Source organism: Pseudomonas sp. AB39(2026), from assembly GCF_059831485.1.
Genome location: NZ_CP195212.1, coordinates 3,121,636 through 3,144,007 on the forward strand (window position 1 = coordinate 3,121,636; position 22,372 = coordinate 3,144,007).

Below are 22,372 nucleotides of genomic sequence, written 5' to 3' on the forward strand. Positions count from 1 at the left end.
ATGAACCTGTACATGAACCTTGCTCGGCTGCTGGAAGATAGAATCGAGCAGGGCCTGTATCGCCCTGGCGATCGTTTGCCTTCCGTGCGTGCGCTCAGTACCGAACACGGGGTAAGCCTGAGTACCGTACAGCAGGCGTACCGCTTGCTTGAAGACAACGGCCTGGCGGTGCCCAAACCCAAATCCGGTTATTTCGTGTCCAGCAAAACCCTTCCTGCCTTGCCCGAGGTCGGTCGGCCGGCGCAGCGGCCTGTGGAGATCTCCCAGTGGGATCAAGTGGTAGAGCTGGTTCGCAACCCGCCTCGCAAGGATATTGTTCAGCTAGGGCGCGGCATGCCTGATATCACCAGCCCAACGCTTGCGCCGCTGATGAAGGGCCTGGCGCGGCTGAGCCGGCGGCAGGACATGCCTGGGCTGCACTACGACACGATCTATGGCACCGAGGCCCTGCGAGAGCAGATTGCCCGGCTGATGGTGGATTCCGGCTGCCGCCTGACCGCCGCTGACCTGGTGGTAACCACCGGCTGCCACGAAGCATTGTCCAGCAGCGTGCGGGCCATCTGCGAACCCGGAGACATCGTGGCAGTCGATTCGCCCAGCTTTTTCGGGGCCATGCAAACCCTCAAGGGCTTAGGCATGAAAGCCTTGGAAATTCCTACCGACCCCCTTACGGGTATCAGCCTGGAGGCCTTGGAGCTGGCACTTGAGCAATGGCCTATCAAGGTCATCCAGCTCACGCCCAACTGTAATAACCCTCTTGGCTACATCATGCCTGAGGCACGCAAGCAGCAACTGTTGACCCTCGCACAACGCTTCGACGTTGCCATCATTGAGGACGATGTGTATGGCGACCTGGCCTACACCTATCCCCGCCCGCGTACCATCAAGTCTTTCGACCTGGACGGGCGCGTATTGCTGTGCAGTTCGTTCTCCAAAACCCTGGCACCTGGCCTGCGGGTTGGCTGGGTGGCGCCTGGGCGCTACCTGGAGCGCGTGCTGCATATGAAATACATAAGCACCGGCAGTACGGCCACCCAGCCACAGTTGGCCATCGCAGGCTTTGTGGAGGGCGGGCACTACGAGCCGCACCTGCGCCGCATGCGCGCTCAATACCAACGTGGGCGCGACCAGATGACCGAGTGGGTAAGGCGGTATTTCCCGGCAGGCACCCGCGCCAGCCGGCCCCAGGGTGGGTTCATGTTGTGGGTCGAGTTGCCCGAGGGCTTTGATACGTTACGGTTGAACCAGATACTTCTAGCCCAAGGCGTGCAGATTGCCGTAGGTAGTATTTTCTCGGCTTCGGGCAAATTCCGTAATTGCCTGCGCATGAACTTCGCCTCTCGCCCTTCGCCTGCGGTGGAAGCTGCGGTTCGCAAAGTGGGCGAAACGGCAGGCGAGTTGCTGGCCAACCTGCAAGCGGCACAATAGTAACTTTCCAAGCCCAGCGGGTGTCACATACGCAATCGTAAATAACCCTGTGTAAACGGCAGCGAGAACCCTATGGCTTTACATGCCCGCCTGCTGGCCACGATGCTGCTCGGTGTGCTGCTGTGCGGTTGCGCGGGCCAAACAGTGCAGCCCGTACCTAGTGAGCGTATTCCAGCGAGCCAATCGGCCTTTGGCCGTTCCATTCTCCAACAGGCCAGCACCCACCCTGGCCTGTCCGGCTTTCGCCTGCTACCCAACAGTGGGGAAGCCTTCAGAGCGCGTGCCGAGCTGATCCGCAACGCCCGGACCAGCCTCGACCTGCAGTATTACATTGTGCACGACGGCCTCAGCACCCGTGCCTTGATGCGTGAGGTGCTGAATGCGGCTGACCGAGGCGTACGCGTGCGCATTCTGTTGGACGACACGGCCAGTGATGACCTTCAGGACCTGTTGGGTACTGTCGCCAGCCATCCTAACATCAAGGTCAGGCTGTTCAACCCCACCCACTTGGGGCGCGCAACAGACGCAACGCGTGCCTTCGGGCGCCTGCTGGATTTGTCCCAGCAGCACCGGCGCATGCACAACAAGGTCTGGATTGCTGACGACAGCGCCGCCATCGTGGGCGGCCGCAACTTGGGCGATGAATACTTCGACGCCAAGCCCAACCTCAACTTTACCGACATCGACCTGCTGGGCATGGGGCCTGTGGCCCGGGACCTAGGCTACAGCTTCGATCAGTACTGGAACCATCGGCTAAGCCGGCCGCTGCGGGAGTTGTATGATATTCCTGCCGCACGGAAGGCCCTGCCCGGCTTTCGTGAGCGCCTTGATGCTTCGTTGCGCAAGGCCAGCGTAAAGCAGAAAACCCTGTACGACAGTTTGATGAGCTACCGTAGCGAGCCTCGCCTGGAAACCTGGCGCCAGGAGCTGATCTGGGCACCCAGCACCGTCATGTGGGATGCGCCTGCCAAGATCCTGTCCAGCGGCGAACCCGACCCCCATTTATTGCTCACTACCCAGTTGGCCCCGGAGCTTCTCAGCGTTCAGCAAGAGCTGCTGCTGATTTCGGCCTATTTCGTACCCCGAGACCAAGGCCTGCTGTACCTGACCAGCCGGGCGGACGAAGGCGTGAAGGTGGCGCTGCTGACCAATTCACTGGAAGCCACCGACGTGCCAGCAGTTCACGGGGGCTACGCGCCCTATCGCAAGGCGTTGCTAGAGCATGGTGTGAAGCTGTTCGAGCTTCGGCGCCAACCGGGTGATGATGCAGGGTTCTCCTATCGCCTGCATGGCAGCTCGGCCTCTAGCCTACATAGCAAAGCGATGGTGTTCGACCAGCGAAAAGTCTTTATTGGCTCATTCAACTTCGACTCGCGCTCAGTATTGTGGAATACCGAAGTCGGCGTGCTGGTGGATAGCCCGGAACTGGCTGGCTACACCCGTGCGTTGGCGCTCGAAGGCATGTCACCCGCCCTGAGCTACCAGGTCGAACTTCAAGGCGATGGGCTTGAGTGGGTCACAGAAGACAACCATCAGCTGCACGTACTGCATAAGGAGCCCGGTGACTGGTGGCGGCGGTTCAATGCCTGGGTAAGCGAGCGTATCGGGCTTGAAAAACTGCTCTAGGCCTGCGCTGTCCACTGCGACTGCCTGCATGTCAAGATAACCAACCCTGCCGCGCCCACTGCCATCATCAGAGGCAAGGCATGCCCGGTAAGCCACTGGTTCCCTGCACCTGCAATCAATGGGCCTGCCAGGCACCCTACTCCCCAGAGCTGCGCCACATGCGCGTTGGCGCGCACCAATTCATCATGGCGGAAGCGTTCACCGATAAACACCAGCGATAGCGTAAACAGGCCACCCGCGCTCGCGCCGAACAGCACCCACAGCCCCCACACAACGGGATGATGAATCGCCAACGGGATCAACAGACTGCTGGCCGCCAGCGCCCCGGCACAACTTAGAAACAGCCCACGCCTGGGCAGGCGGTCGGCCAGGGCGCCAATAGGCAACTGCAACACCGCATCGCCCAGCACTACAGCGCTGACCATGTACAAGGCGGTGCGAGTGTCGTAACCCTGCTGCAGGCAATACACCGGTAGCAGCGAAAGAATAAGGGCTTCAAAGCCGGCAAACAGCGCAATGGCATAGGCGATCACAGGCAGGTGCTGGCAGAACACTACCAGGTCCCCCAAGGTCACTGTCACTGCCTCTGTAAGCGGCGCACCGCCACGGCCCAGCAATAAGAGCGGTGATACCAGCAGCAACCCGGTCGCCAGCCAGAACCCATAGTCATGCTCAGTGCCGATGCCTCCCAGCAACAGTGGCCCGGCCAGCTGGCTCAAGGCGTAGCAACAGCCGTAGAGCGCCACCAGCCGGCCGCGCCATTGCTCTACCACGAGTTGGTTGATCCAGCTTTCGCCTAGCACGAATACGATGGTCAGCACGCTGCCAATCAGCAGGCGCAGTACTACCCACAAGGCGTAACTGGGCCATAGGGCCAGCAGCCCGATGGATACCGCACCAGCCCACAGGCACAGCTGCATGGCGCGGCCGGTACCGAACCGCGCTGCAAGGCGGCTGGACACGCGCGCGCCCAGTAGCACACCGATTGCTGGCATGGCCGACATGGTGCCGATGGCGAACGTACCGTAGCCCCAGTACTCAAGGCGCAGCGATACCAAGGGCATGCTCATGCCCAGCGCCAGGCCCACGCTCAGCACCGATGCTAGTACTGCGAAATAGGTGCCCCACCGCATACATGTGCTCCTGCGACCACGATAAAAAAGCCCCCGGCCGGTGTCGGTCGGGGGCCATTGGACAGCCTGTCAGGTCTACAGCTTGATCCAGGTTGCTTTCAGTTCGGTGTATTTATCGAAGGCGTGCAGCGACTTGTCGCGGCCATTGCCCGATTGCTTGAACCCACCGAAAGGTGCCGTCATGTCACCACCGTCGTATTGGTTTACCCATACGCTACCAGCGCGCAAGGCGCGGGCAGTGTTGTGTGCCTTGGACAGGTCGGAAGACCAGACGGCAGCAGCGAGGCCGTAAGGCGTGTCATTGGCTATAGCCACGGCTTCCTCGGCGGAGTCGAACGTAATTACCGACAATACAGGGCCGAAGATCTCTTCTTTGGCGATGCGCATGGCATTGCTCACACCGTCGAAGATGGTCGGCTCTACATAGGTGCCACCTGTTTCCTGCAGAATGCGCTTGCCACCGGTCAGCAAGGTGGCGCCTTCGCTATGCCCGGCTTCGATGTAAGACAACACCGTGTTCATCTGCTGGGTGTCGACCAGCGCACCTACGTTAGTCGCTGGGTCCAGCGGGTTGCCGGGCTTCCAACCCGCCAGGGCCTCCACCACCATCGGCAGGAAGCGGTCTTTGATCGAGCGCTCCACCAGCAGGCGCGACCCGGCGGTGCACACTTCGCCCTGGTTGAAGGCAATGGCGCTGGCTGCAGAGGCCGCTGCGGCTTGCAGGTCCGGCGCATCGGCAAACACGATATTCGGGCTCTTACCCCCTGCCTCCAGCCACACCCGCTTCATGTTGGATTCACCGGCATACACCATCAGCTGCTTGGCAATGCGGGTAGAGCCGGTAAATACCACCGTATCCACATCCATATGCAAAGCCAGGGCCTTGCCTACGGTATGGCCGTAGCCTGGCAATACGTTCAGTACGCCAGCAGGAATACCGGCCTCGATGGCCAGCTGTGCGATACGGATAGCGGTCAGTGGGGATTTCTCGGAGGGCTTGAGCACCACCGAGTTACCCGTCGAAAGCGCAGGCCCCAGCTTCCAGCAAGCCATCATCAATGGGAAGTTCCAAGGCACAATGGCAGCCACAACACCCACTGGCTCGCGGGTTACCAGGCCAAGCTGGTCGTGGGGCGTGGCGGCCACTTCATCGTACAGCTTGTCGATGGCCTCACCGCTCCAGCTCAAGGCATTGGCAGCGCCCGGTATGTCGATGCCCAACGAATCGCTGATCGGCTTGCCCATGTCCAGGGTTTCAAGCAGTGCCAGCTCTTGAGCGTTGGCTTTGAGCAAGCCTGCGAAACGAATCATCACGGCCTTGCGCTTGGCCGGTGCAAGGCGTGACCAGGCCCCTGCATTGAATGCCTGGCAGGCATTTTCCACGGCCAGGTTGGCATCGGCTTCGTCGCAGCTGGCGACCTGGCCCAGCAGCCGACCGTCTACCGGGCTAAGGCATTCGAAGGTCGCGCCCGAGGCCGCAGGTGTGTACTGGCCATTGATAAAGGCACGGCCTTCGACTTTCAAGCCTTGGGCGCGCTGCTGCCAGTCAGCCAGCGTCAGATCAGACATAACGAACTCCTTTATAGGGATGGGCCAAGGGAGGTTTGCGGTTCATTCGCACTGCGCTCGCACTGCGTCCGCACTGCGTCCGCACTGCATTAGCGCTGCAACGGTAACCGGCTCCGAGCTCGACCAAGGGCATTTACCCTAAACCACCCCTGCACCGCTTTCAATATATTTGACAGGGCTAGGCCTGCGGCAGTCTCATGCCTGTTTTATTGAACAAATCGGAGGCCGCCATGGGCATTGAGCAGATCCTAGACTTCGCCGTTGCTACGCCTGACCCACTGCGCTATCGCCCTGCCGCTGAAAAAATCCTTTCGGGTGAGCCTGACCAAGCAGTGTTCAATCACTACAGCAGCCCTTGCGATCAGTTCTCTGCAGGTGTGTGGGAAGGAGCTGTAGGGCAGTGGACCGTCAGCTACAGCGAGCATGAGTATTGCGAAATCGTGCAAGGCGTTTCCGTGATACGTGATGAAGCCGGCAATGCCCGCACAGTTCGGGCTGGCGATCGCTTCGTGATACCAGCCGGCTTCAAAGGCACTTGGGAGGTACTGGAGGCGTGCCGGAAGGTGTACGTGGTGTTCGAGCCTAAATAAGTAGCACCATGGCCCACAGATTCCGCCGGATGATCGGCCTGCCTCGACCGAGGCATCCTATCTATAAGGAATTGATCATGACTAACGAAGAAGTGACCCAAGCCCTTCAGCACCTGATTGGCACACAGTACGCGGACAACGTGAAGGCTCAGATTACCCAGGCAACCGGCCGAGACCGGGTAGTAGGCCCCAACGAAGTGTCTACCAAAAACTATGACCCTATGCGCATCCATGTTCAGGCAGACAAACAGGGTGTGATCACCGGGTTCGCCTTCAACTGACCCCCGCATCGGCCTTGCCGTGTGCATAAAAAAACCCGCACCTTGAAATCAGGGTGCGGGTTTTTTCGTCAGCGCAGACCAATTACTTGATCTTGGCTTCCTTGTAGATCACGTGCTTACGAACCACTGGATCAAATTTCTTGATCTCGATCTTGTCGGGGGTAGTACGCTTGTTCTTGTCGGTGGTGTAGAAATGGCCAGTACCGGCGCTCGACACCAAACGGATCAATTCACGCATGATTCTCTCCCTTAGACCTTGATGCCATCGCGGCGGATATCAACCAGAACGGCATCGATGCCGCGCTTGTCGATGATACGCATGCCTTTGGCGGATACGCGCAGGCGCACAAAACGTTTTTCCGACTCAACCCAGAAGCGATGATGCTGCAGGTTCGGCAGGAAACGACGACGGGTTTTGTTATTTGCGTGGGAAATGTTGTTCCCGGTTACCGGACCCTTACCGGTAACTTGACAGACTCTCGACATGCCTCAGCCCTCTAAACCACATGCCCAACCCGGCATGGGTTGGCCGCTTTATCTCTCAGTCAAAATTGGCGCGAAGGCTCGAAACCCTTCAAACACCGTGTTTCGCAGGGGCGGACGGCTCGGCCATACAGGCTCGGCCACAAGCGTAAACGCTCTACCCCTAGAAAAGAGCGCTGCTTTATACCAGAAAGCCCGTGCCACAACAACCTTCAAGGGTAAAGGGAAACCGCGCAAGCGCACGCGGCGCTTGGCGTACAACGGTTGTAGCCACGGCACCATTCGTCGAGCCAATACGAAAATTTGAATGGCGCGAACGAAACAAGATCTCTAGGGTTAGGATTTTCCAGACTGCACCGGCAGATGGCCCACCTTAAAAGCCAAGGAATCGACCATGCGTCTTGCCTACACCCCTTTGCTGCTCGCGATACTGGGCGCTTGCGCCACAGCCCAGGCCAAACCACTGTCCGTGTGTACTGAAGCCAGCCCTGAAGGTTTTGACGTGGTGCAGTACAACTCGCTGACCACTACCAATGCGTCAGCGGATGTATTGATGAACCGCCTGGTGGACTTCGATGCGGCCGCCGGCAAAGTGATACCCAGCCTTGCTGAACGCTGGTCACTCAGTGATGACGGGCTTACCTACACCTTCAACTTGCGCAAAGGTGTGCATTTCCACAGTACCGATTACTTCAAGCCAACGCGCGACCTGGCGGCCGAAGACGTGGTCTTCAGCTTCAAGCGCATGCTGGACCCGGCCAACCCCTGGCATAAGGTGGCACAGAGCGGCTTCCCACACGCTCAGTCCATGCAACTGCCCGGGCTTGTGAAACAGATAGAAGCACCTGATGCCGCTACCGTGCGCTTTGTGCTGGACCATCCTGATGCCACGTTCCTGGCTACACTGAGCATGGGCTTCGCTTCTATTTATTCTGCCGAATACGCCGACCAGTTGATGAAGGCAGGTACGCCTGAAAAACTTAATACCGAGCCTGTGGGTACAGGGCCCTTCGTATTTGTGCGCTATCAAAAAGACGCCCAGGTTCGCTACAAGGCCAACCCGCAGTACTTCGGTGGCAAACCTGCCGTTGACCCGTTGATCTACGCTATCACCCCGGACCCGAATGCCCGCATGCAGCGCCTACGTGCAGGGGAATGCCAGGTCGCTCTGTCGCCCAAGCCGCAGGACATCGCCAGCGCCAAATCCGATACCAAGCTACAGACACTCGATACACCCGCCTTCATGACCGCCTTTGTGGCCATCAACAGCCAACACCCACCGCTGGACAAGCCACAAGTGCGTCAGGCCATCAACCTGGCGTTTGACAGAGTCAGCTACTTAAAAGCTGTATTCGAAGGCACTGCTCAACCGGCCAATGGTATCTATCCGTCCACCACCTGGGGCTATGCGGCAGACCCGCACCTGTACGACCATAACCCTGAGAAAGCCCGCGCACTGCTAGCCGAGGCGGGTTTGAAGGATGGCTTTAGCACCACGATCTGGACGCGGCCCGGCGGTAGCCTGCTCAACCCTGCACCGGCTGCCGGGGCACAGTTGCTTCAGGCCGACCTGGCGCAGGTGGGGATCAAGGCGGACATCCGCACCATCGAATGGGGCGAGCTTATTCGGCGCGCCAAGGCCGGGGAGCATGATTTGCTGTTCATGGGCTGGGCAGGTGATAACGGCGATCCCGACAACTTCCTTACACCGCAGTTTTCATGTGCGGCGGTCAAGTCTGGTACCAACTTCGCGCGCTACTGCGACCCCGCGCTGGATAGCCTCATTACCAAGGGCAAAACCGGCAACACCCAGAAAGCACGTACCGAGCTGTACCGCCAGGCCCAAGCGCTCATCCAAAAGCAGGCGCTTTGGCTCCCATTGGCTCACCCCCAGGTTACCGTATTGGCTAGCAAAAGCTTAAAGGGCTACCTGCCTAGCCCGTTCGGCCGCCAGGATTTTTCACACGTCAGCGTGGAATAGGCGCAACGCGCCCTACAACAACCCGTGCTCAGCCATGGACAAGGGTTCGCCGTCGCCCACAATGAAGTGGTCCAGCACCTGAACCTCAATGTGTGCCAAGGCGTCCTTGATCAAAGCAGTAAGGTCACGGTCCGCCTGGCTGGGCGCGCAAACACCTGAAGGGTGGTTGTGGCACAGGATAAGGGCTGCTGCATTGTGAGCCAGGGCACGTTTCACCACTTGCCGAGGGTAGACGCTGGCGCTGTTGATGGACCCTTGAAATAGCACTTCGAAGCCCAGTACTCGATGGCGCGAATCCAGAAACAGGCATGCGAACACTTCGTGAGGCTCATGGCGCAACATGGCTTTGAGGTAGTCACGCACGGCGGTAGAGCTTTCCAATGCAGAATCCCGCTTGAGCTGTTCAGCCAAGTGCCGCTTGGCGATTTCGAGCACGGCCTGCAACTGTGCGTACTTGGCCTGGCCAAGCCCCATATGCCCGCTGAAGGTAGGGAGGTCGGCCTGCAGCAGCCCCCGCAGGCCACCCAGTTCGTCTAGCAGCCGGCTGGCCAGCTCTACAGCATCACAGCCTTTTACGCCGGTGCGCAGGAAAATAGCCAGCAGCTCTGCGTCAGTCAGCGCCTGTGCGCCTCGGCTCAACAGTTTTTCCCGCGGGCGTTCTGCCACGGGCCAATCTCGAATAGCCATGATTCCCTCCTGGTAGGCATTGGCGCCGCTGCTCCGTTGCAAGCGCTGTGCTATCTTAGCCCAACTTTTCCGGCACGCCGGCTGGGCCTATCCAACCGGCGTGATGGGATTATTTCCAGTCGTAACTACCGTAACTTTTACCGAACAAAGGCAGGCTTAATGCAGCGGCTGTATCGAAAACGCATCGTTCTCGGCGTCGGCGGCGGCATAGCCGCTTACAAGAGCGCTGAACTGGTTCGGCGGCTTCTTGAGCAGGGTGCCGAAGTGCGTGTGGTGATGACGCGCGGTGGTAGCGAATTCATCACGCCCCTGACGATGCAAGCGCTCTCGGGCCACCCTGTGCACCTGGACCTGCTGGACCCTGCTGCCGAGGCCGCCATGGGCCATATCGAACTGGCGCGTTGGGCAGACCTCGTGCTGATCGCACCCGCCACGGCAGATTTGATAGCCCGTATTGCACAGGGCCTGGCCAATGACCTGCTGACCACACTGGTGTTGGCCACGGATGCCACCGTTGCGCTGGCCCCTGCCATGAACCAGGCCATGTGGCGCGACCCGGCCACACAAGCCAACCTCGACACGGTGCAAGCCCGTGGGTTGAAGCTGTTCGGCCCTGCATCTGGCAGCCAGGCCTGTGGCGACATAGGCTTAGGCAGGATGCTCGAACCTACGGACCTGACGCATTTGGCAGCCGACTGTTTCCAGCGCCAGGCGCTGACCGGCAAGCACGTATTGATCACGGCCGGCCCTACGCAGGAAAACATCGACCCGGTGCGTTACATCACCAACCATAGTTCCGGCAAGATGGGCTTTGCCCTGGCCGAGGCGGCCATAGAGGCTGGTGCCAGGGTAACGCTGGTAACAGGCCCCGTTCACCTGCCCACGCCTGACCGCGCCAGCCGTATCGATGTGGTTAGCGCGCGTGACATGCTGGCTGCCTGCGAAGCGGCGATGCCCTGTGACATTCTGATTGCCTCGGCCGCTGTGGCCGACTACAGGCCAGAAGTGATCGCTGCACAGAAGCTCAAGAAAGATCCTGCCACGGCAGATGGCATGCTACTACGCATGGTGCGCAACCCTGACATCCTGGCTACCCTGTCTGGCCGCCAGGACCGACCGTTCAGCGTAGGCTTTGCAGCTGAAACGGAAAACCTTCTGGATTACGCCGCCCGCAAGCTGCGTGACAAGAACCTCGACCTGATCGTAGCCAACGATGTCGCCAACCCCAGCATTGGCTTCAACAGCGAAGAAAACGCCTGTAGCGTCATTGATCGCCAGCTCAATGAAACGCTGCTACCCCAGACCAGCAAGGGCAAGATCGCACGACAATTGATTGCGCTCATTGCCACCCGCATTCACCAGGTTCAATAACATGCACGCTTTGCAAGCCCGTATTCTCGACCCGCGCCTGGGCAACGAATTTCCCCTGCCCGCCTATGCTACTCCCGGCTCTGCAGGCCTGGACTTGCGCGCCATGCTGCCCGCAAGCATCACCCTGGAGCCTGGCCAAACGGTGCTGATTCCCACCGGGCTTTCCATTTTCATTGCCGACCCTGCGTTGGCAGCACTGGTATTGCCGCGCTCGGGCCTGGGCCACAAGCATGGGATTGTACTGGGCAACCTGGTAGGCCTTATCGATTCGGATTATCAAGGTGAGCTGATGGTGTCGTGCTGGAACCGTGGGAATACCACGTTCGACATTGCAGTAGGTGAGCGCATTGCGCAATTGATCCTCGTACCTGTGGTACAAGCGCAGTTCGACATTGTAGAAGCGTTCGGCCAGAGCGAGCGTGGCGCAGGCGGTTTCGGGCACTCCGGGAGCCACTGAGTAGCGCAAGGCCTTTTCAAGGACAACGACAAGGAGCGGTTGTGAAAGGCACTACTGAGCAAGCCTCGAAAGTACCGTCCCCCAAGGAAGGTGCCACTGACCTGCAACTGTTGCGCCCAGGCCTGGTTGTCGCGGCAGTCGGCCTGCTGGTCGCGGCCTTGCTGCTATGGATCGGGCAGCCAGGGCCCTCGCAGCAGGCCTGGCGCTGGCAACTGGCGCAGTCGGCTGCGTCGGCACAGGCCGCTACCTTGCGCCAGGCATTTGCTCAAATCACTGCCGATACCCAAGCGGCGGCCAGCGACCCTGCCCTGGCGGCAGCCCTGCAAAGCGGTGACCCGGCCCGGTTGCGTAATGCCGAAGCGGGGCTACGTTTTCGCGACGCAGTCGTTGATGCCTTTGTCACGCCCACCAGCCAGGGTGAGCCCGACCCTCGGCGTGCCGCCCCCTTCACCTTCGCGGCGCTAGACCTGCTGCGGCGTGGCGAAACGGGCCCGACGCCCGCTCTTGAAGCACAGCAAACTGGCCAGCGCTGGCTGATCTACAGCGTGGCTGCCGTACGAGCGCCTGGCACACAAACCGTGGTAGGAACGGTATTGCTTGCTCTGGACATGCAGCGGGCACTGCGTGGCTTGCCTTCGCTACCTCCAGAAGCCGGCGAACTGCTGCTCCAGCAACGCTTTGGCGATGGCCCGGTACAAGTGCTCTACCAGGCAGGCACACCGGGAGCGGCGCGCCCCTACACGTTGGACCTGGGCAACCCCCACTGGACTCTTCGCTTTACACCCGGCAATGCTTACGATGCGCCCCTGCAGTGGATCTCGATTGTGCTAACCCTGGCTGCCCTGCTGATCGTGGCCGGTGCGTTCTGGGTAGCCTTGATAATGGTAGTCCGCGGGTTGCGAGGGCGATTGCGAGACGATGCGCAGCAATTGAACGATCTGCTGCACGAACTCTCAGGCGGAAAAGCCGTCAAAGCGTTCAGTTTGAGCCTCGCGGAATTGAACGGGTTGGCACAGGCCATGGCTCGCTTCTCTTTGCGTGACCGTCAGACCAATCCCGGCGCCCCAACGGCGCCTGACCCGAACAGTATTACGAATCGCAGCGCCTCGGTTGCCAACCCCCACCGCTCCACCGAGCCGGAGGGTGCGCGGCCGCCGTTTCAAGAGACTGACGTACTTGGTGTCGGGATTCTCGACGCCGACCAGGACTTTCTGCGAATGGAGCACTCCCCCGCTATGAACAGCAATGCACACGCCGTCCCCGCTAGCATTTTCCGCGCTTACGACATCCGCGGCATCGTGCCGGATACCCTGACTGCCGACACCGCCTACTGGATAGGTCGCGCCATTGGCACGCAGAGCCTGGCCCAGGGCGAGCCCCATGTGTCGGTAGGCCGCGACGGCCGCCTGTCTGGCCCAGAGCTGGTTAAACAGCTCATCCAAGGCGTGGCCGACAGCGGCTGCCAGGTCACCGATGTAGGCATGGTGCCTACCGGGGCGCTCTACTTCGCTGCCGCAATTGACCTCGATAACCTGGAAAGTGGCATCAAGGCACGGGCCGGTTCCGGCGTAATGCTCACCGGTAGCCACAACCCGGCCAACTACAACGGCTTCAAGATCATCATTGCGGGCGATACCCTGGCCAATGAGCAGATCCAGAAACTGTACGAGCGTATCCGTGACAATGACCTGGCCAGCGGCCAGGGCACTATCAAACAGGTAGATATCCTCGCCCAATACAGCGCCTACATCCAGAAAGACATCGCGGTACCGCGTAAGCTGAAAGTGGTTGTGGACTGCGGCAACGGCGTAGGCGGCGTTATCGCGCCACAGCTGATCGAGCAGCTCAATTGCGAAGTGATCCCGCTGTTCTGCGACGTAGATGGCAACTTCCCCAATCACCACCCGGACCCGGGCAAGCTGGAAAACCTCGAAGACCTGATTGCCAAGGTAAGGGAAACCGGCGCTGACCTAGGCCTGGCGTTCGACGGCGATGCCGACCGCGTAGGCGTCGTAACCAACGAAGGCGCCGTGGTATTCCCAGACCGCCTGTTGATGCTGTTTGCCCAGGACGTGCTATCGCGTAACCCAGGCGCCGACATCATCTATGACGTGAAATGCAGCCGCCGCCTCAAGGCACTGATCGAGGGCTACCAGGGCCGCCCGGTCATGTACAAGACCGGCCACTCGCTGATCAAGAAAAAAATGAAGGAAACCGGCGCCTTGCTGGCCGGCGAGATGAGCGGCCATGTGTTCTTCAAGGAACGCTGGTTTGGCTTTGACGACGGCATCTACAGCGCCGCTCGCCTGCTGGAAATTCTTAGCCAGACGAAAGAAACGGCCGAGGCTGTATTCGCCAAATTCCCGAACGACGTTTCCACGCCTGAGATCAATATCAAGGTGACAGAGGAAACCAAGTTCACCATCATTGACTCGCTGATCAGCGACGCTCAGTGGGGCGAGGCGAGCCTGAACAAGATCGACGGTGTGCGCGTAGACTACCCCAACGGCTGGGGCTTGGTGCGTGCATCCAACACAACGCCTGTGCTGGTGCTGCGCTTCGAGGCCGAAGACGAGGCCGAGCTGGAGCGCATCAAGGCGGTGTTCCGCGAACAACTCAAGCGTGTCGCACCTGACCTGAACATACCTTTCTAACTGCTAGGAGCCCTGCATGACCCTCGACCGCACTGCTGCCACCAATGTCGCCAAGGTACTGTCCGAAGCCTTGCCGTACATCCGACGCTTCGTCGGTAAAACATTGGTGATCAAGTACGGTGGCAACGCTATGGAAAGCGAGGAGTTGAAAACCGGTTTTGCCCGCGATGTTGTGCTGATGAAAGCAGTGGGCATCAACCCGGTGGTCGTGCATGGCGGCGGGCCGCAAATCGCGGACCTGCTCAAGCGCTTGAGTATCGAAAGCCACTTCGTCGATGGCATGCGCGTGACCGACGCGCAGACCATGGATGTGGTGGAGATGGTGCTGGGTGGGCAGGTGAACAAGAGCATCGTCAACCTGATCAATCGTCACGGTGGCAGTGCTATTGGCCTCACGGGCAAGGACGCAGAGCTGATCCGTGCGCGCAAGCTTACGGTGACGCGCCAAACCCCAGGCATGGACAAGCCTGAAATCATCGATATCGGCCTGGTAGGCGAAGTCAGCGGCGTAAATACCGACCTGCTCAATATGCTGGTGAAAGGCGACTTCATTCCGGTAATCGCCCCAATTGGCGTGGGTGCCGATGGTGAGTCGTACAACATCAATGCTGACTTGGTGGCTGGCAAGGTGGCTGAAGCACTAAAGGCTGAAAAGCTGATGCTGCTGACCAACATTGCGGGCTTGATGGACAAGGAAGGCAAAGTGCTGACCGGCCTTACCACGCAGCAAGTCGACGAGCTGATCGCCGACGGCACAATCTATGGCGGCATGCTGCCCAAGATTCGCTGTGCGCTGGAAGCCGTACAGGGCGGCGTGACCACCTCGCATATTATCGATGGGCGCGTACCCAATGCCGTATTGCTGGAAATCTTTACGGACAGCGGCGTGGGCACCTTGATCAGTAACCAGAAACAGCACTGACACCGCTCCACTGCAGGCGTGGGCGCAAGCCCACGAACGCTCCAAAGCCTCTAGGGCGCCATCAACTGTTGCAACCTGGCGCGATCAGTAGTGAAAGCGCGATCTATGTCCGCCTTCATCTGCTGATAGTGCTGCACCTGATCGGCCAATGCCGCCCGCTGCTGGCGCAGCGCTTCAAGCTGGTCCAATACCCCGGGCGACACTGGCTGGCCATTGCGCTCCTGATTGGCGGCTTCACCTTGCAGTGAAGCCTGCTGAGCCTGCAAGGTTTGCAGGTTTCCGTTGATTACGGAAATCTGCCCATCGAGTTCTGCCAGCTGGCGCTGCCGCGTGCGCTCCAGATCATCCACACCCGTATACCGAGCCCTTAGCTTGGCGTCCGCCTGGGCCTGTGCCTGTGCGGTAGCGGCGGCCTGCGCCTCCTGTGCGGTCAATGCGGGCGCAATGGTTTGCAGCACACGCCCCTGCGCATTGAGCACCTGGTAACCTTTGGACACGAACTCCGGGGGCACGCCTTGACGGTCCAGCACGGTCACCCCCTTGTCATCCGTATAGCGATAGAGCTGAACGGGTGCGACCGGCGGAGCAGCAAATACTGCCAATGGCAGCAGCCACACTGCATACCCCGCCAGGCCGCGGGCCATGATCAGATACCGTACTGAGCGCGGTAGGCCTCGACCGCCGGGAGATGCTGCTTGAGCTGCGCATCCTCGGCAAGGTATTCGAGCACCTGGTCCAGGGATACGATGCTGACCACGGGAATACCGTAATCACGCTCTACTTCTTGAATGGCAGACAATTCGCCCTTGCCGCGCTCCTGGCGGTTGAGTGCGATCAATACGGCGGCAGCATGTGCCTGTTCTGCCTGGATGATGGTCATGACCTCACGAATGGCCGTACCGGCGGTGATCACGTCATCAATGATCAGTACATTGCCCTTGAGGGGGGCGCCCACCAGGCTACCGCCTTCCCCATGGTCTTTAGCCTCCTTGCGGTTGAAGCACCAGGGCACGTCCTGGCCATGCTTGTCTGCAAGAGCTACGGCAGTTGCCGACGCCAGAGGGATGCCCTTGTAGGCAGGGCCGAACAACACATCGAAGCTCAGGCCACTGTTGACGATGGCCGAGGCATAGCACTGCCCAAGGTGCGCCAGGGCAGAGCCGGTATTGAACAGGCCGGCATTGAAGAAGTAAGGACTGGTGCGCCCGGACTTCAGGGTAAACTCACCGAAGCGCAGTACGCCCCGCTCGATGGCAAAACGAATGAAGTCACGCTGGTAGGCTTGCATGTAAAAGTCCTGAATACCACGGATTTAGCTAAATAACTTGACCTCGGGTATCATACACGCACGAGATTTTTGGGGCCATTTATGCGGATCATCAGTGTGAACGTCAATGGGATACAGGCAGCTGTGGAGCGTGGCTTGCTCAGCTGGTTGCAGGCCCAGAACGCCGACGTGATCTGCTTGCAGGATACACGCGCTTCGGCGTTCGAACTGGACGACTCCGCCTACCAGCTCGATGGTTACTTCCTGTATGCAGCGGACGCGGAAGTGCCAGCGCAGGGTGGCGTTGCGCTGTATTCCCGGTTGCAACCCAAGGCAATCATCAGCGGCCTGGGGATCGAGTCATCGGACCGCTTCGGCCGCTACCTGCAGGCAGACTTCGACAAGGTCAGCATCGCGACCCTGCTGTTCCCTTCGGGGCGGGGCGGCGATGAGGAACTGAACCAGAAATTCAAGCTGATGGACGATTTTGCCCGGTATCTGGACAAGCAGCGTCGCAAGCGCCGGGAATATATCTACTGCGGCTCGCTGTACGTGGCTCAGCAAAAACTGGATATCAAGAACTGGCGTGACAGCCAGCAGTCACCAGGTTTCCTGGCGCCTGAGCGGGCCTGGATGGACGAGGTCGTTGGCAACATGGGGTACGTGGACGCCCTGCGCGAAGTCAGCCGCGAAGGCGATCAGTACAGCTGGTGGCCAGACAGTGAGCAGGCCGAGATGCTGAACCTTGGGTGGCGCTTCGACTACCAGTTGCTGACGCCAGGGCTTCGCCGCTTCGTGCGCAGCGCACGGCTGCCGCGCCAACCGCGCTTTTCGCAGCATGCGCCCTTCATTGCTGATTACGACTGGACGCTAACCATCTGAGTTGCCCACCTGCAGGCGCAGTACGCGCCTACAGGAAAGCACCACGGCTTCAGTCGGCCAGTGCAGCCTGCTGCGCGTTGAACAGCTCTGTCATACCCTGGCGCGCCAGGGCCAGCATGGCATTCAGCTCTTCAGGCTGGAACGGTGCACCTTCGGCTGTCCCCTGCACCTCGATAAACCCGCCGCCGCTGGTCATTACCACGTTAAGGTCCGTTTCAGCCGCCGAATCCTCAGGGTAATCCAGGTCCAGCACAGGTTCACCCTGGTACATGCCCACTGAAACCGCCGCGATCATCTGCTTGATCGGGTCACCACCTTTGAGCCCACCGCGCTTTTTGATTACCTTCAGCGCGTCCACCAGTGCAACCATGGCGCCCGTGATGGATGCGGTACGCGTCCCGCCATCGGCCTGAATCACATCGCAATCCACATACAACGTGATATCGCCCAGCTTGGACATGTCCAGAGCAGCGCGCAGCGAGCGGCCGATCAAACGCTGGATTTCCAAGGTACGGCCACCTTGCTTGCCGCGGCTGGCTTCACGCTGGTTACGCTCGCCCGTGGCCCGCGGCAACATGCCGTATTCGGCCGTAAGCCAGCCCTGCCCTTGCCCTTTGAGGAAGCGCGGCACGCCGCTTTCGACACTGACGGTACAGATCACCCGGGTATCACCAAATTCCACCAGCACCGAGCCTTCAGCATGCTTGGTGTAGTTACGGGTGATGCGGATCGGGCGAAGCTGATCGGCGGCGCGACCACTTGGACGTTTCATCTGGCTTACCTGTACGGATTGAAAAACTGCCCGACAGTATAAAGCCGTAGTGCCGGTGCCGGTATTTAAAACACCAAAACCGACACACGGGCCGGGGTTGCACCATCGCCGTGCATTGGGAGCAGCGCGTGCTTGAGGTACACTCTTGCGCCTTTATTGTCGCCTGCAGGCGACCTGCCCCTACGAGGTTCGCGCCCATGGCCCACAGCATGACCGCCTTTGCCCGCGTTGAGCGCGCCAGTGCACAGGGCACCTTGTCCTGGGAGTTGCGTTCGGTCAACCATCGCTACCTCGAGCCGCACTTGCGCCTGCCGGATGCCTTCCGCGAGCTTGAAAGCGCGGTGCGCGAGGCATTGCGCGCCGGCCTGTCACGCGGAAAAGTAGAGTGCACGCTTCGCCTGAACGAAGAAACGCTTACCCACGCACCCCAACTGAACAAGGACCGTGCCCGGGAGCTGATCCAGGCGGCAGAAGCCGTGGCTGCATTAATAGCGCAGCCGGCGTCTATTGACCCGCTTCACGTTCTGGCGTGGCCCGGTGTACTCGCCAGCCAGCCCATGGACACCCAGGCGCTGCAGGCGAGTGCGTTAGCGCTGTTCAGCGAAGGGCTGGAAGAAATGAAAGCTGGGCGAGCACGCGAAGGTGCCGAGCTGGCCAGGCTGATCAACGATCGGCTAGATGCCATGGCCCAAGACATTACAGCCCTGCGTGAGCAGGTACCGCACATGCTGGCCACCCAGCGGCAGAAGATCCTTGATCGCTTTGCCGAGATGCGGGCCGAACTGGACCCTGCCCGCCTCGAACAGGAGATGGTACTGCTTGCACAGAAAAGCGACGTGGCCGAGGAGCTGGATCGCCTTTCCACCCATGTGCAGGAAGTGCGTCGTGTGCTGGCCAGCACAGGCGCCTCGGGCCGCCGCCTGGATTTCCTTATGCAGGAACTCAACCGTGAGGCCAATACCCTGGGCTCCAAGGCTTTTGACCCGCGAAGCACCCAGGCTGCGGTAAACCTGAAAGTGCTGATCGAACAAATGCGCGAACAAGTACAGAACATTGAGTAGGCTATTTTGATGAAACCAACACCCGGCACCCTGTACATCGTCTCCGCGCCTTCCGGCGCTGGCAAAACCAGCCTGGTCAACGCATTGATCGACGCCGACGCTGGCATCTGCGTGTCCGTGTCCCACACCACGCGCGCCATGCGCCCCGGCGAGGTGAACGGCGTGAACTATCACTTCGTGGACCGAGATACCTTCCTGGCAATGATCCAGCATGGGGACTTCCTGGAGCAGGCTGAGGTATTCGGCAACCTCTATGGCACCTCCATGAGCAGCCTTCAGCAGACGCTGGATGCAGGCCAGGACCTGATCCTGGAAATCGATTGGCAAGGCGGTGAACAGGTTCGCAAGCTGATTCCTGGCACACGCTCCATCTTCATTCTTCCGCCGTCCCAGGAAGCCCTATTCCAGCGGCTGACCAACCGCGGCACCGACAGTGATGACATCATCGAGGGGCGGATGCGCGAGGCTGTCAACGAAATGCGCCACTATGTGGAGTATGACTATCTGGTCATCAACGACGATTTCGCCACAGCCTTGTCTGATTTAAAAGCCATATTCCGCGCCAATCGCCTGTCCCAGCCACTGCAGAATACTCGCCATGCGCAGCTGTTGCAGGGCCTGCTGGCCGAGCGCGGCTGACCAACGGCCAGGGAAATACCGGCTCACATAGCGCTAGCCCTTCCATTAAGGCTAGCGTTTTTCTAAACTACCGAGTCCGCTCACCCGCTTATGCGGGGGCTCACTGTATTTGTAACGAGGAACACCATGGCCCGCGTGACCGTTGAAGACTGCCTTGAACATGTCGATAATCGCTTCGAGCTGGTCATGCTCGCCACCAAGCGCTCCCGTCAGCTGGCAACCGGTGGCAAGGAGCCCAAGGTAGGTTGGGAAAACGACAAGCCTACCGTGGTCGCCCTGCGCGAAATTGCTGCTGGCCTGATAGATTACGACGTAATCGCCGAGGCAGAGATCGTTGATGAAGAGCCGCTGTTTACCGCATTCGAAGACGAGGCCAACGAGGCCGTTTAAGGGTATGCCCTGTCGACCTGTTTGGGCGATAGCGCCTTGCTGGCGGGAGGTTCCTCCTTGCCAGGCATAGACGTTCTCGCCGAGCGGTTGTCGGACTATCTCGGTAACGACCAGGTCAACCTGGTCCGCCGGGCGTACTACTACGCCGAACAGGCTCACGACGGTCAGCGCCGCCGTAGCGGAGAGCCTTACGTCACCCATCCTCTTGCGGTGGCCAATATCCTTGCCGACATGCACATGGACCATCAAAGCTTGATGGCGGCCATGCTGCATGACGTGATCGAAGACACAGGTATCGCCAAGGAAGCGCTCTGCGCGCAGTTTGGCGACACTGTGGCCGAATTGGTCGACGGTGTCAGCAAGCTGACCCAGATGAACTTCGAAACCAAGGCAGAGGCGCAGGCCGAGAATTTCCAGAAAATGGCCATGGCCATGGCGCGGGATATTCGCGTCATTCTGGTAAAGCTCGCTGACCGCTTGCATAACATGCGTACGCTTGAAGTGCTCTCCGGTGAAAAGCGCCGACGCATTGCCAAGGAAACCCTGGAAATCTACGCCCCCATTGCCAACCGGCTGGGCATGCACAACGTGCGCGTGGAATTCGAAGACCTGGGTTTCAAGGCCATGCACCCCATGCGCTCCGAGCGTATCCACCAGGCTGTGAAGCGTGCCCGTGGCAACCGCAAGGAGCTCGTCAACAAGATCGAAAGCTCCCTGGCCAACTGCCTGGCAGTGGACGGTATCGAAGGAGACGTGAGCGGGCGCCAGAAGCACCTTTACGGTATCTACAAGAAGATGCGCGGCAAGCGGCGCGCCTTCAATGAAATCATGGACGTCTATGCGTTCCGCATCGTGGTAGACAAGGTGGACACCTGCTATCGCGTATTGGGCGCCGTGCACAATCTGTACAAGCCGTTGCCAGGCCGCTTCAAGGATTACATCGCCATTCCCAAAGCCAACGGCTATCAGTCCCTGCATACCACCTTGTTTGGGATGCATGGCGTGCCCATTGAAATCCAGATCCGAACGCGGGAAATGGAGGAGATGGCCAACAACGGTATTGCCGCGCACTGGCTGTACAAGTCCGACAACGAGGAGTTGCCCAAAGGTACTCATGCACGGGCGCGCCAGTGGGTAAAAGGTGTTCTGGAGCTGCAGCAGCGCGCAGGCAACTCACTGGAATTCATTGAAAGTGTGAAGATCGACCTGTTCCCGGACGAGGTCTATGTGTTCACGCCCAAGGGCAAGATCATGGAGCTGCCTAAGGGCTCCACGGCGGTGGACTTTGCCTACGCTGTGCATACTGATGTGGGTAACAGTTGCATCGCTTGCCGGATCAACCGTCGCCTGGCACCGCTGTCCGAGCCGCTGCAAAGCGGGTCTACTGTGGAAATCGTCAGCGCACCCGGCGCCCGGCCCAACCCTGCCTGGCTTAACTTCGTGGTCACAGGCAAGGCACGCACGCATATACGCCATGCGCTCAAGCTGCAACGCCGGTCAGAGTCTGTAAACCTGGGTGAACGGCTGCTCAATAAAGTATTGAACAGCTTCGACGCCTCGCTGGAGCACATACCGGCTGATCGTATCCAGCACCTGCTGGCCGAATACCGCCTGGACGTGGTCGAGGACCTGCTCGAAGAGATCGGCCTCGGCAACCGCATGGCCTATGTAGTCGCACGTCGAATGCTCGCTTCAGAAGGCGAGGCCTCGCCCAGTCACGAAAACCCGTTGGCCATTCGCGGTACCGAAGGCTTGGTGCTCAGCTATGCCAAGTGCTGTACACCTATCCCCGGCGACCCTATCGTGGGCCACTTGTCTGCTGGCAAAGGGATGGTCGTCCACTTGGAAAACTGCCGCAATATCAGTGAAGTGCGGCACAACCCCGAGAAGTGCATACAGCTGGCTTGGGCCAAGGACGTCAGCGGGGAGTTCAATGTCGAACTGCGCGTGGAGCTGGAACACCAGCGCGGCCTGATTGCCTTGTTGGCCAGCAGCGTGAATGCTGCAGACGGCAATATTGAAAAGATCAGCATGGACGAACGCGATGGCCGCACGAGCGTAGTCCAACTGGTGGTCAGCGTTCATGATCGGGTTCACTTGGCCCGTGTGATTCGCAAATTGCGTGCGCTCAATGGAGTGATCCGTATCACTCGCATGCGTGCCTAGTTCATACAAGGAA

At 59.6% G+C, this 22,372-nt stretch carries 22 protein-coding genes; 14 read left to right on the forward strand and 8 right to left on the reverse strand.

Going from position 1 to position 22,372, the window contains the following annotated elements:
* Together ACSAMW_RS14420 and ACSAMW_RS14425 are read left to right on the forward strand one after the other, a co-directional pair.
* Entirely contained in the window at positions 1 to 1,428 is a 1,428-nt protein-coding gene (locus ACSAMW_RS14420) for an aminotransferase-like domain-containing protein (protein ID WP_500590876.1), read from the forward strand.
* Between the two features lie 72 nt (positions 1,429 to 1,500).
* Positions 1,501 to 3,054 (forward strand): phospholipase D family protein, encoded by a 1,554-nt coding sequence (locus ACSAMW_RS14425; protein WP_500590877.1) that lies wholly within the window; start codon positions 1,501 to 1,503, stop codon positions 3,052 to 3,054.
* On the opposite strand, the gene ACSAMW_RS14430 is transcribed toward ACSAMW_RS14425, so the two are convergent.
* The gene (locus ACSAMW_RS14430) at positions 3,051 to 4,187 is read right to left on the reverse strand and encodes an MFS transporter (RefSeq protein ID WP_500590878.1); all 1,137 of its coding nucleotides are present in this window, start codon (positions 4,185 to 4,187) and stop codon (positions 3,051 to 3,053) included. The genes ACSAMW_RS14425 and ACSAMW_RS14430 overlap by 4 nt on opposite strands.
* A 75-nt stretch (positions 4,188 to 4,262) precedes the next feature.
* The gene (locus tag ACSAMW_RS14435) at positions 4,263 to 5,756 is read right to left on the reverse strand and encodes an aldehyde dehydrogenase (protein ID WP_500590879.1); all 1,494 of its coding nucleotides are present in this window, start codon (positions 5,754 to 5,756) and stop codon (positions 4,263 to 4,265) included.
* Positions 5,757 to 5,986: 230 nt separating this feature from the next.
* Here ACSAMW_RS14435 and ACSAMW_RS14440 point away from each other — a divergent pair, with 230 nt between their 5' ends.
* Entirely contained in the window at positions 5,987 to 6,346 is a 360-nt protein-coding gene (locus ACSAMW_RS14440; RefSeq protein WP_500594045.1) for a cupin domain-containing protein, read from the forward strand.
* Positions 6,347 to 6,423: 77 nt separating this feature from the next.
* On the forward strand, positions 6,424 to 6,627 hold the full coding sequence (locus ACSAMW_RS14445) for an I78 family peptidase inhibitor (protein ID WP_500590880.1): 204 nt from the start codon (positions 6,424 to 6,426) through the stop codon (positions 6,625 to 6,627).
* Positions 6,628 to 6,709: 82 nt separating this feature from the next.
* On the opposite strand, the gene rpmG is transcribed toward ACSAMW_RS14445, so the two are convergent.
* Positions 6,710 to 6,865: a 50S ribosomal protein L33 gene (gene rpmG / locus ACSAMW_RS14450; RefSeq protein WP_003457707.1), complete on the reverse strand. Its 156-nt coding sequence runs from the start codon at positions 6,863 to 6,865 to the stop codon at positions 6,710 to 6,712.
* Positions 6,866 to 6,876: 11 nt separating this feature from the next.
* Positions 6,877 to 7,113 (reverse strand): 50S ribosomal protein L28, encoded by a 237-nt coding sequence (rpmB, locus tag ACSAMW_RS14455; protein WP_168083421.1) that lies wholly within the window; start codon positions 7,111 to 7,113, stop codon positions 6,877 to 6,879.
* Positions 7,114 to 7,504: 391 nt separating this feature from the next.
* Here rpmB and ACSAMW_RS14460 point away from each other — a divergent pair, with 391 nt between their 5' ends.
* Positions 7,505 to 9,091, forward strand: coding sequence for an ABC transporter substrate-binding protein (locus ACSAMW_RS14460; RefSeq protein WP_500590881.1), 1,587 nt, complete (start codon positions 7,505 to 7,507; stop codon positions 9,089 to 9,091).
* A gap of 12 nt (positions 9,092 to 9,103) precedes the next feature.
* Here ACSAMW_RS14460 and radC read toward each other — a convergent pair whose 3' ends face one another.
* Positions 9,104 to 9,778: a RadC family protein gene (gene radC / locus ACSAMW_RS14465; protein WP_500590882.1), complete on the reverse strand. Its 675-nt coding sequence runs from the start codon at positions 9,776 to 9,778 to the stop codon at positions 9,104 to 9,106.
* Between the two features lie 159 nt (positions 9,779 to 9,937).
* On the opposite strand from radC, the gene coaBC reads away from it, so the two are divergent.
* The 4 genes from coaBC (at position 9,938) to argB (ending at position 15,182) form a co-directional block, all read left to right on the forward strand.
* On the forward strand, positions 9,938 to 11,149 hold the full coding sequence (gene coaBC / locus ACSAMW_RS14470; RefSeq protein ID WP_500590883.1) for a bifunctional phosphopantothenoylcysteine decarboxylase/phosphopantothenate--cysteine ligase CoaBC: 1,212 nt from the start codon (positions 9,938 to 9,940) through the stop codon (positions 11,147 to 11,149).
* 1 nt (position 11,150) lies between these two features.
* Positions 11,151 to 11,606: a dUTP diphosphatase gene (gene dut, locus ACSAMW_RS14475; RefSeq protein WP_500590884.1), complete on the forward strand. Its 456-nt coding sequence runs from the start codon at positions 11,151 to 11,153 to the stop codon at positions 11,604 to 11,606.
* A gap of 1,235 nt (positions 11,607 to 12,841) precedes the next feature.
* Positions 12,842 to 14,260 (forward strand): phosphomannomutase/phosphoglucomutase, encoded by a 1,419-nt coding sequence (locus ACSAMW_RS14480; RefSeq protein ID WP_500594046.1) that lies wholly within the window; start codon positions 12,842 to 12,844, stop codon positions 14,258 to 14,260.
* A 16-nt stretch (positions 14,261 to 14,276) separates the two neighbouring features.
* Positions 14,277 to 15,182 carry an acetylglutamate kinase gene (gene argB / locus ACSAMW_RS14485; protein WP_168083433.1) on the forward strand — a complete coding sequence of 302 codons (906 nt, stop codon included), beginning with the start codon at positions 14,277 to 14,279 and terminating at the stop codon, positions 15,180 to 15,182.
* Between the two features lie 50 nt (positions 15,183 to 15,232).
* Here argB and ACSAMW_RS14490 read toward each other — a convergent pair whose 3' ends face one another.
* Both ACSAMW_RS14490 and pyrE read right to left on the reverse strand, forming a co-directional pair.
* A complete protein-coding gene (locus tag ACSAMW_RS14490) occupies positions 15,233 to 15,826 on the reverse strand; it encodes a DUF4124 domain-containing protein (RefSeq protein ID WP_500590885.1) in 594 nt (197 codons plus the stop codon).
* A 2-nt stretch (positions 15,827 to 15,828) separates the two neighbouring features.
* Positions 15,829 to 16,470 (reverse strand): orotate phosphoribosyltransferase, encoded by a 642-nt coding sequence (gene pyrE, locus ACSAMW_RS14495; RefSeq protein ID WP_500590886.1) that lies wholly within the window; start codon positions 16,468 to 16,470, stop codon positions 15,829 to 15,831.
* Positions 16,471 to 16,551: 81 nt separating this feature from the next.
* Between pyrE and crc the strand changes: the two genes are divergently transcribed.
* Positions 16,552 to 17,331 carry a catabolite repression control protein Crc gene (gene crc / locus ACSAMW_RS14500; protein WP_168083439.1) on the forward strand — a complete coding sequence of 260 codons (780 nt, stop codon included), beginning with the start codon at positions 16,552 to 16,554 and terminating at the stop codon, positions 17,329 to 17,331.
* A 49-nt stretch (positions 17,332 to 17,380) separates the two neighbouring features.
* On the opposite strand, the gene rph is transcribed toward crc, so the two are convergent.
* Complete coding sequence (gene rph / locus ACSAMW_RS14505) at positions 17,381 to 18,103, reverse strand: ribonuclease PH (protein WP_500590887.1); 723 nt, start codon at positions 18,101 to 18,103, stop codon at positions 17,381 to 17,383.
* Between the two features lie 197 nt (positions 18,104 to 18,300).
* On the opposite strand from rph, the gene ACSAMW_RS14510 reads away from it, so the two are divergent.
* The 4 genes from ACSAMW_RS14510 (at position 18,301) to spoT (ending at position 22,359) form a co-directional block, all read left to right on the forward strand.
* Entirely contained in the window at positions 18,301 to 19,164 is an 864-nt protein-coding gene (locus ACSAMW_RS14510; protein ID WP_500590888.1) for a YicC/YloC family endoribonuclease, read from the forward strand.
* Between the two features lie 9 nt (positions 19,165 to 19,173).
* Complete coding sequence (gene gmk / locus ACSAMW_RS14515) at positions 19,174 to 19,803, forward strand: guanylate kinase (RefSeq protein ID WP_500590889.1); 630 nt, start codon at positions 19,174 to 19,176, stop codon at positions 19,801 to 19,803.
* Positions 19,804 to 19,929: 126 nt separating this feature from the next.
* Positions 19,930 to 20,193 (forward strand): DNA-directed RNA polymerase subunit omega, encoded by a 264-nt coding sequence (rpoZ, locus tag ACSAMW_RS14520; RefSeq protein WP_168083447.1) that lies wholly within the window; start codon positions 19,930 to 19,932, stop codon positions 20,191 to 20,193.
* Positions 20,194 to 20,250: 57 nt separating this feature from the next.
* Complete coding sequence (spoT, locus tag ACSAMW_RS14525) at positions 20,251 to 22,359, forward strand: bifunctional GTP diphosphokinase/guanosine-3',5'-bis pyrophosphate 3'-pyrophosphohydrolase (RefSeq protein ID WP_500590890.1); 2,109 nt, start codon at positions 20,251 to 20,253, stop codon at positions 22,357 to 22,359.
* The last annotated feature ends 13 nt before the right edge of the window (positions 22,360 to 22,372 follow it).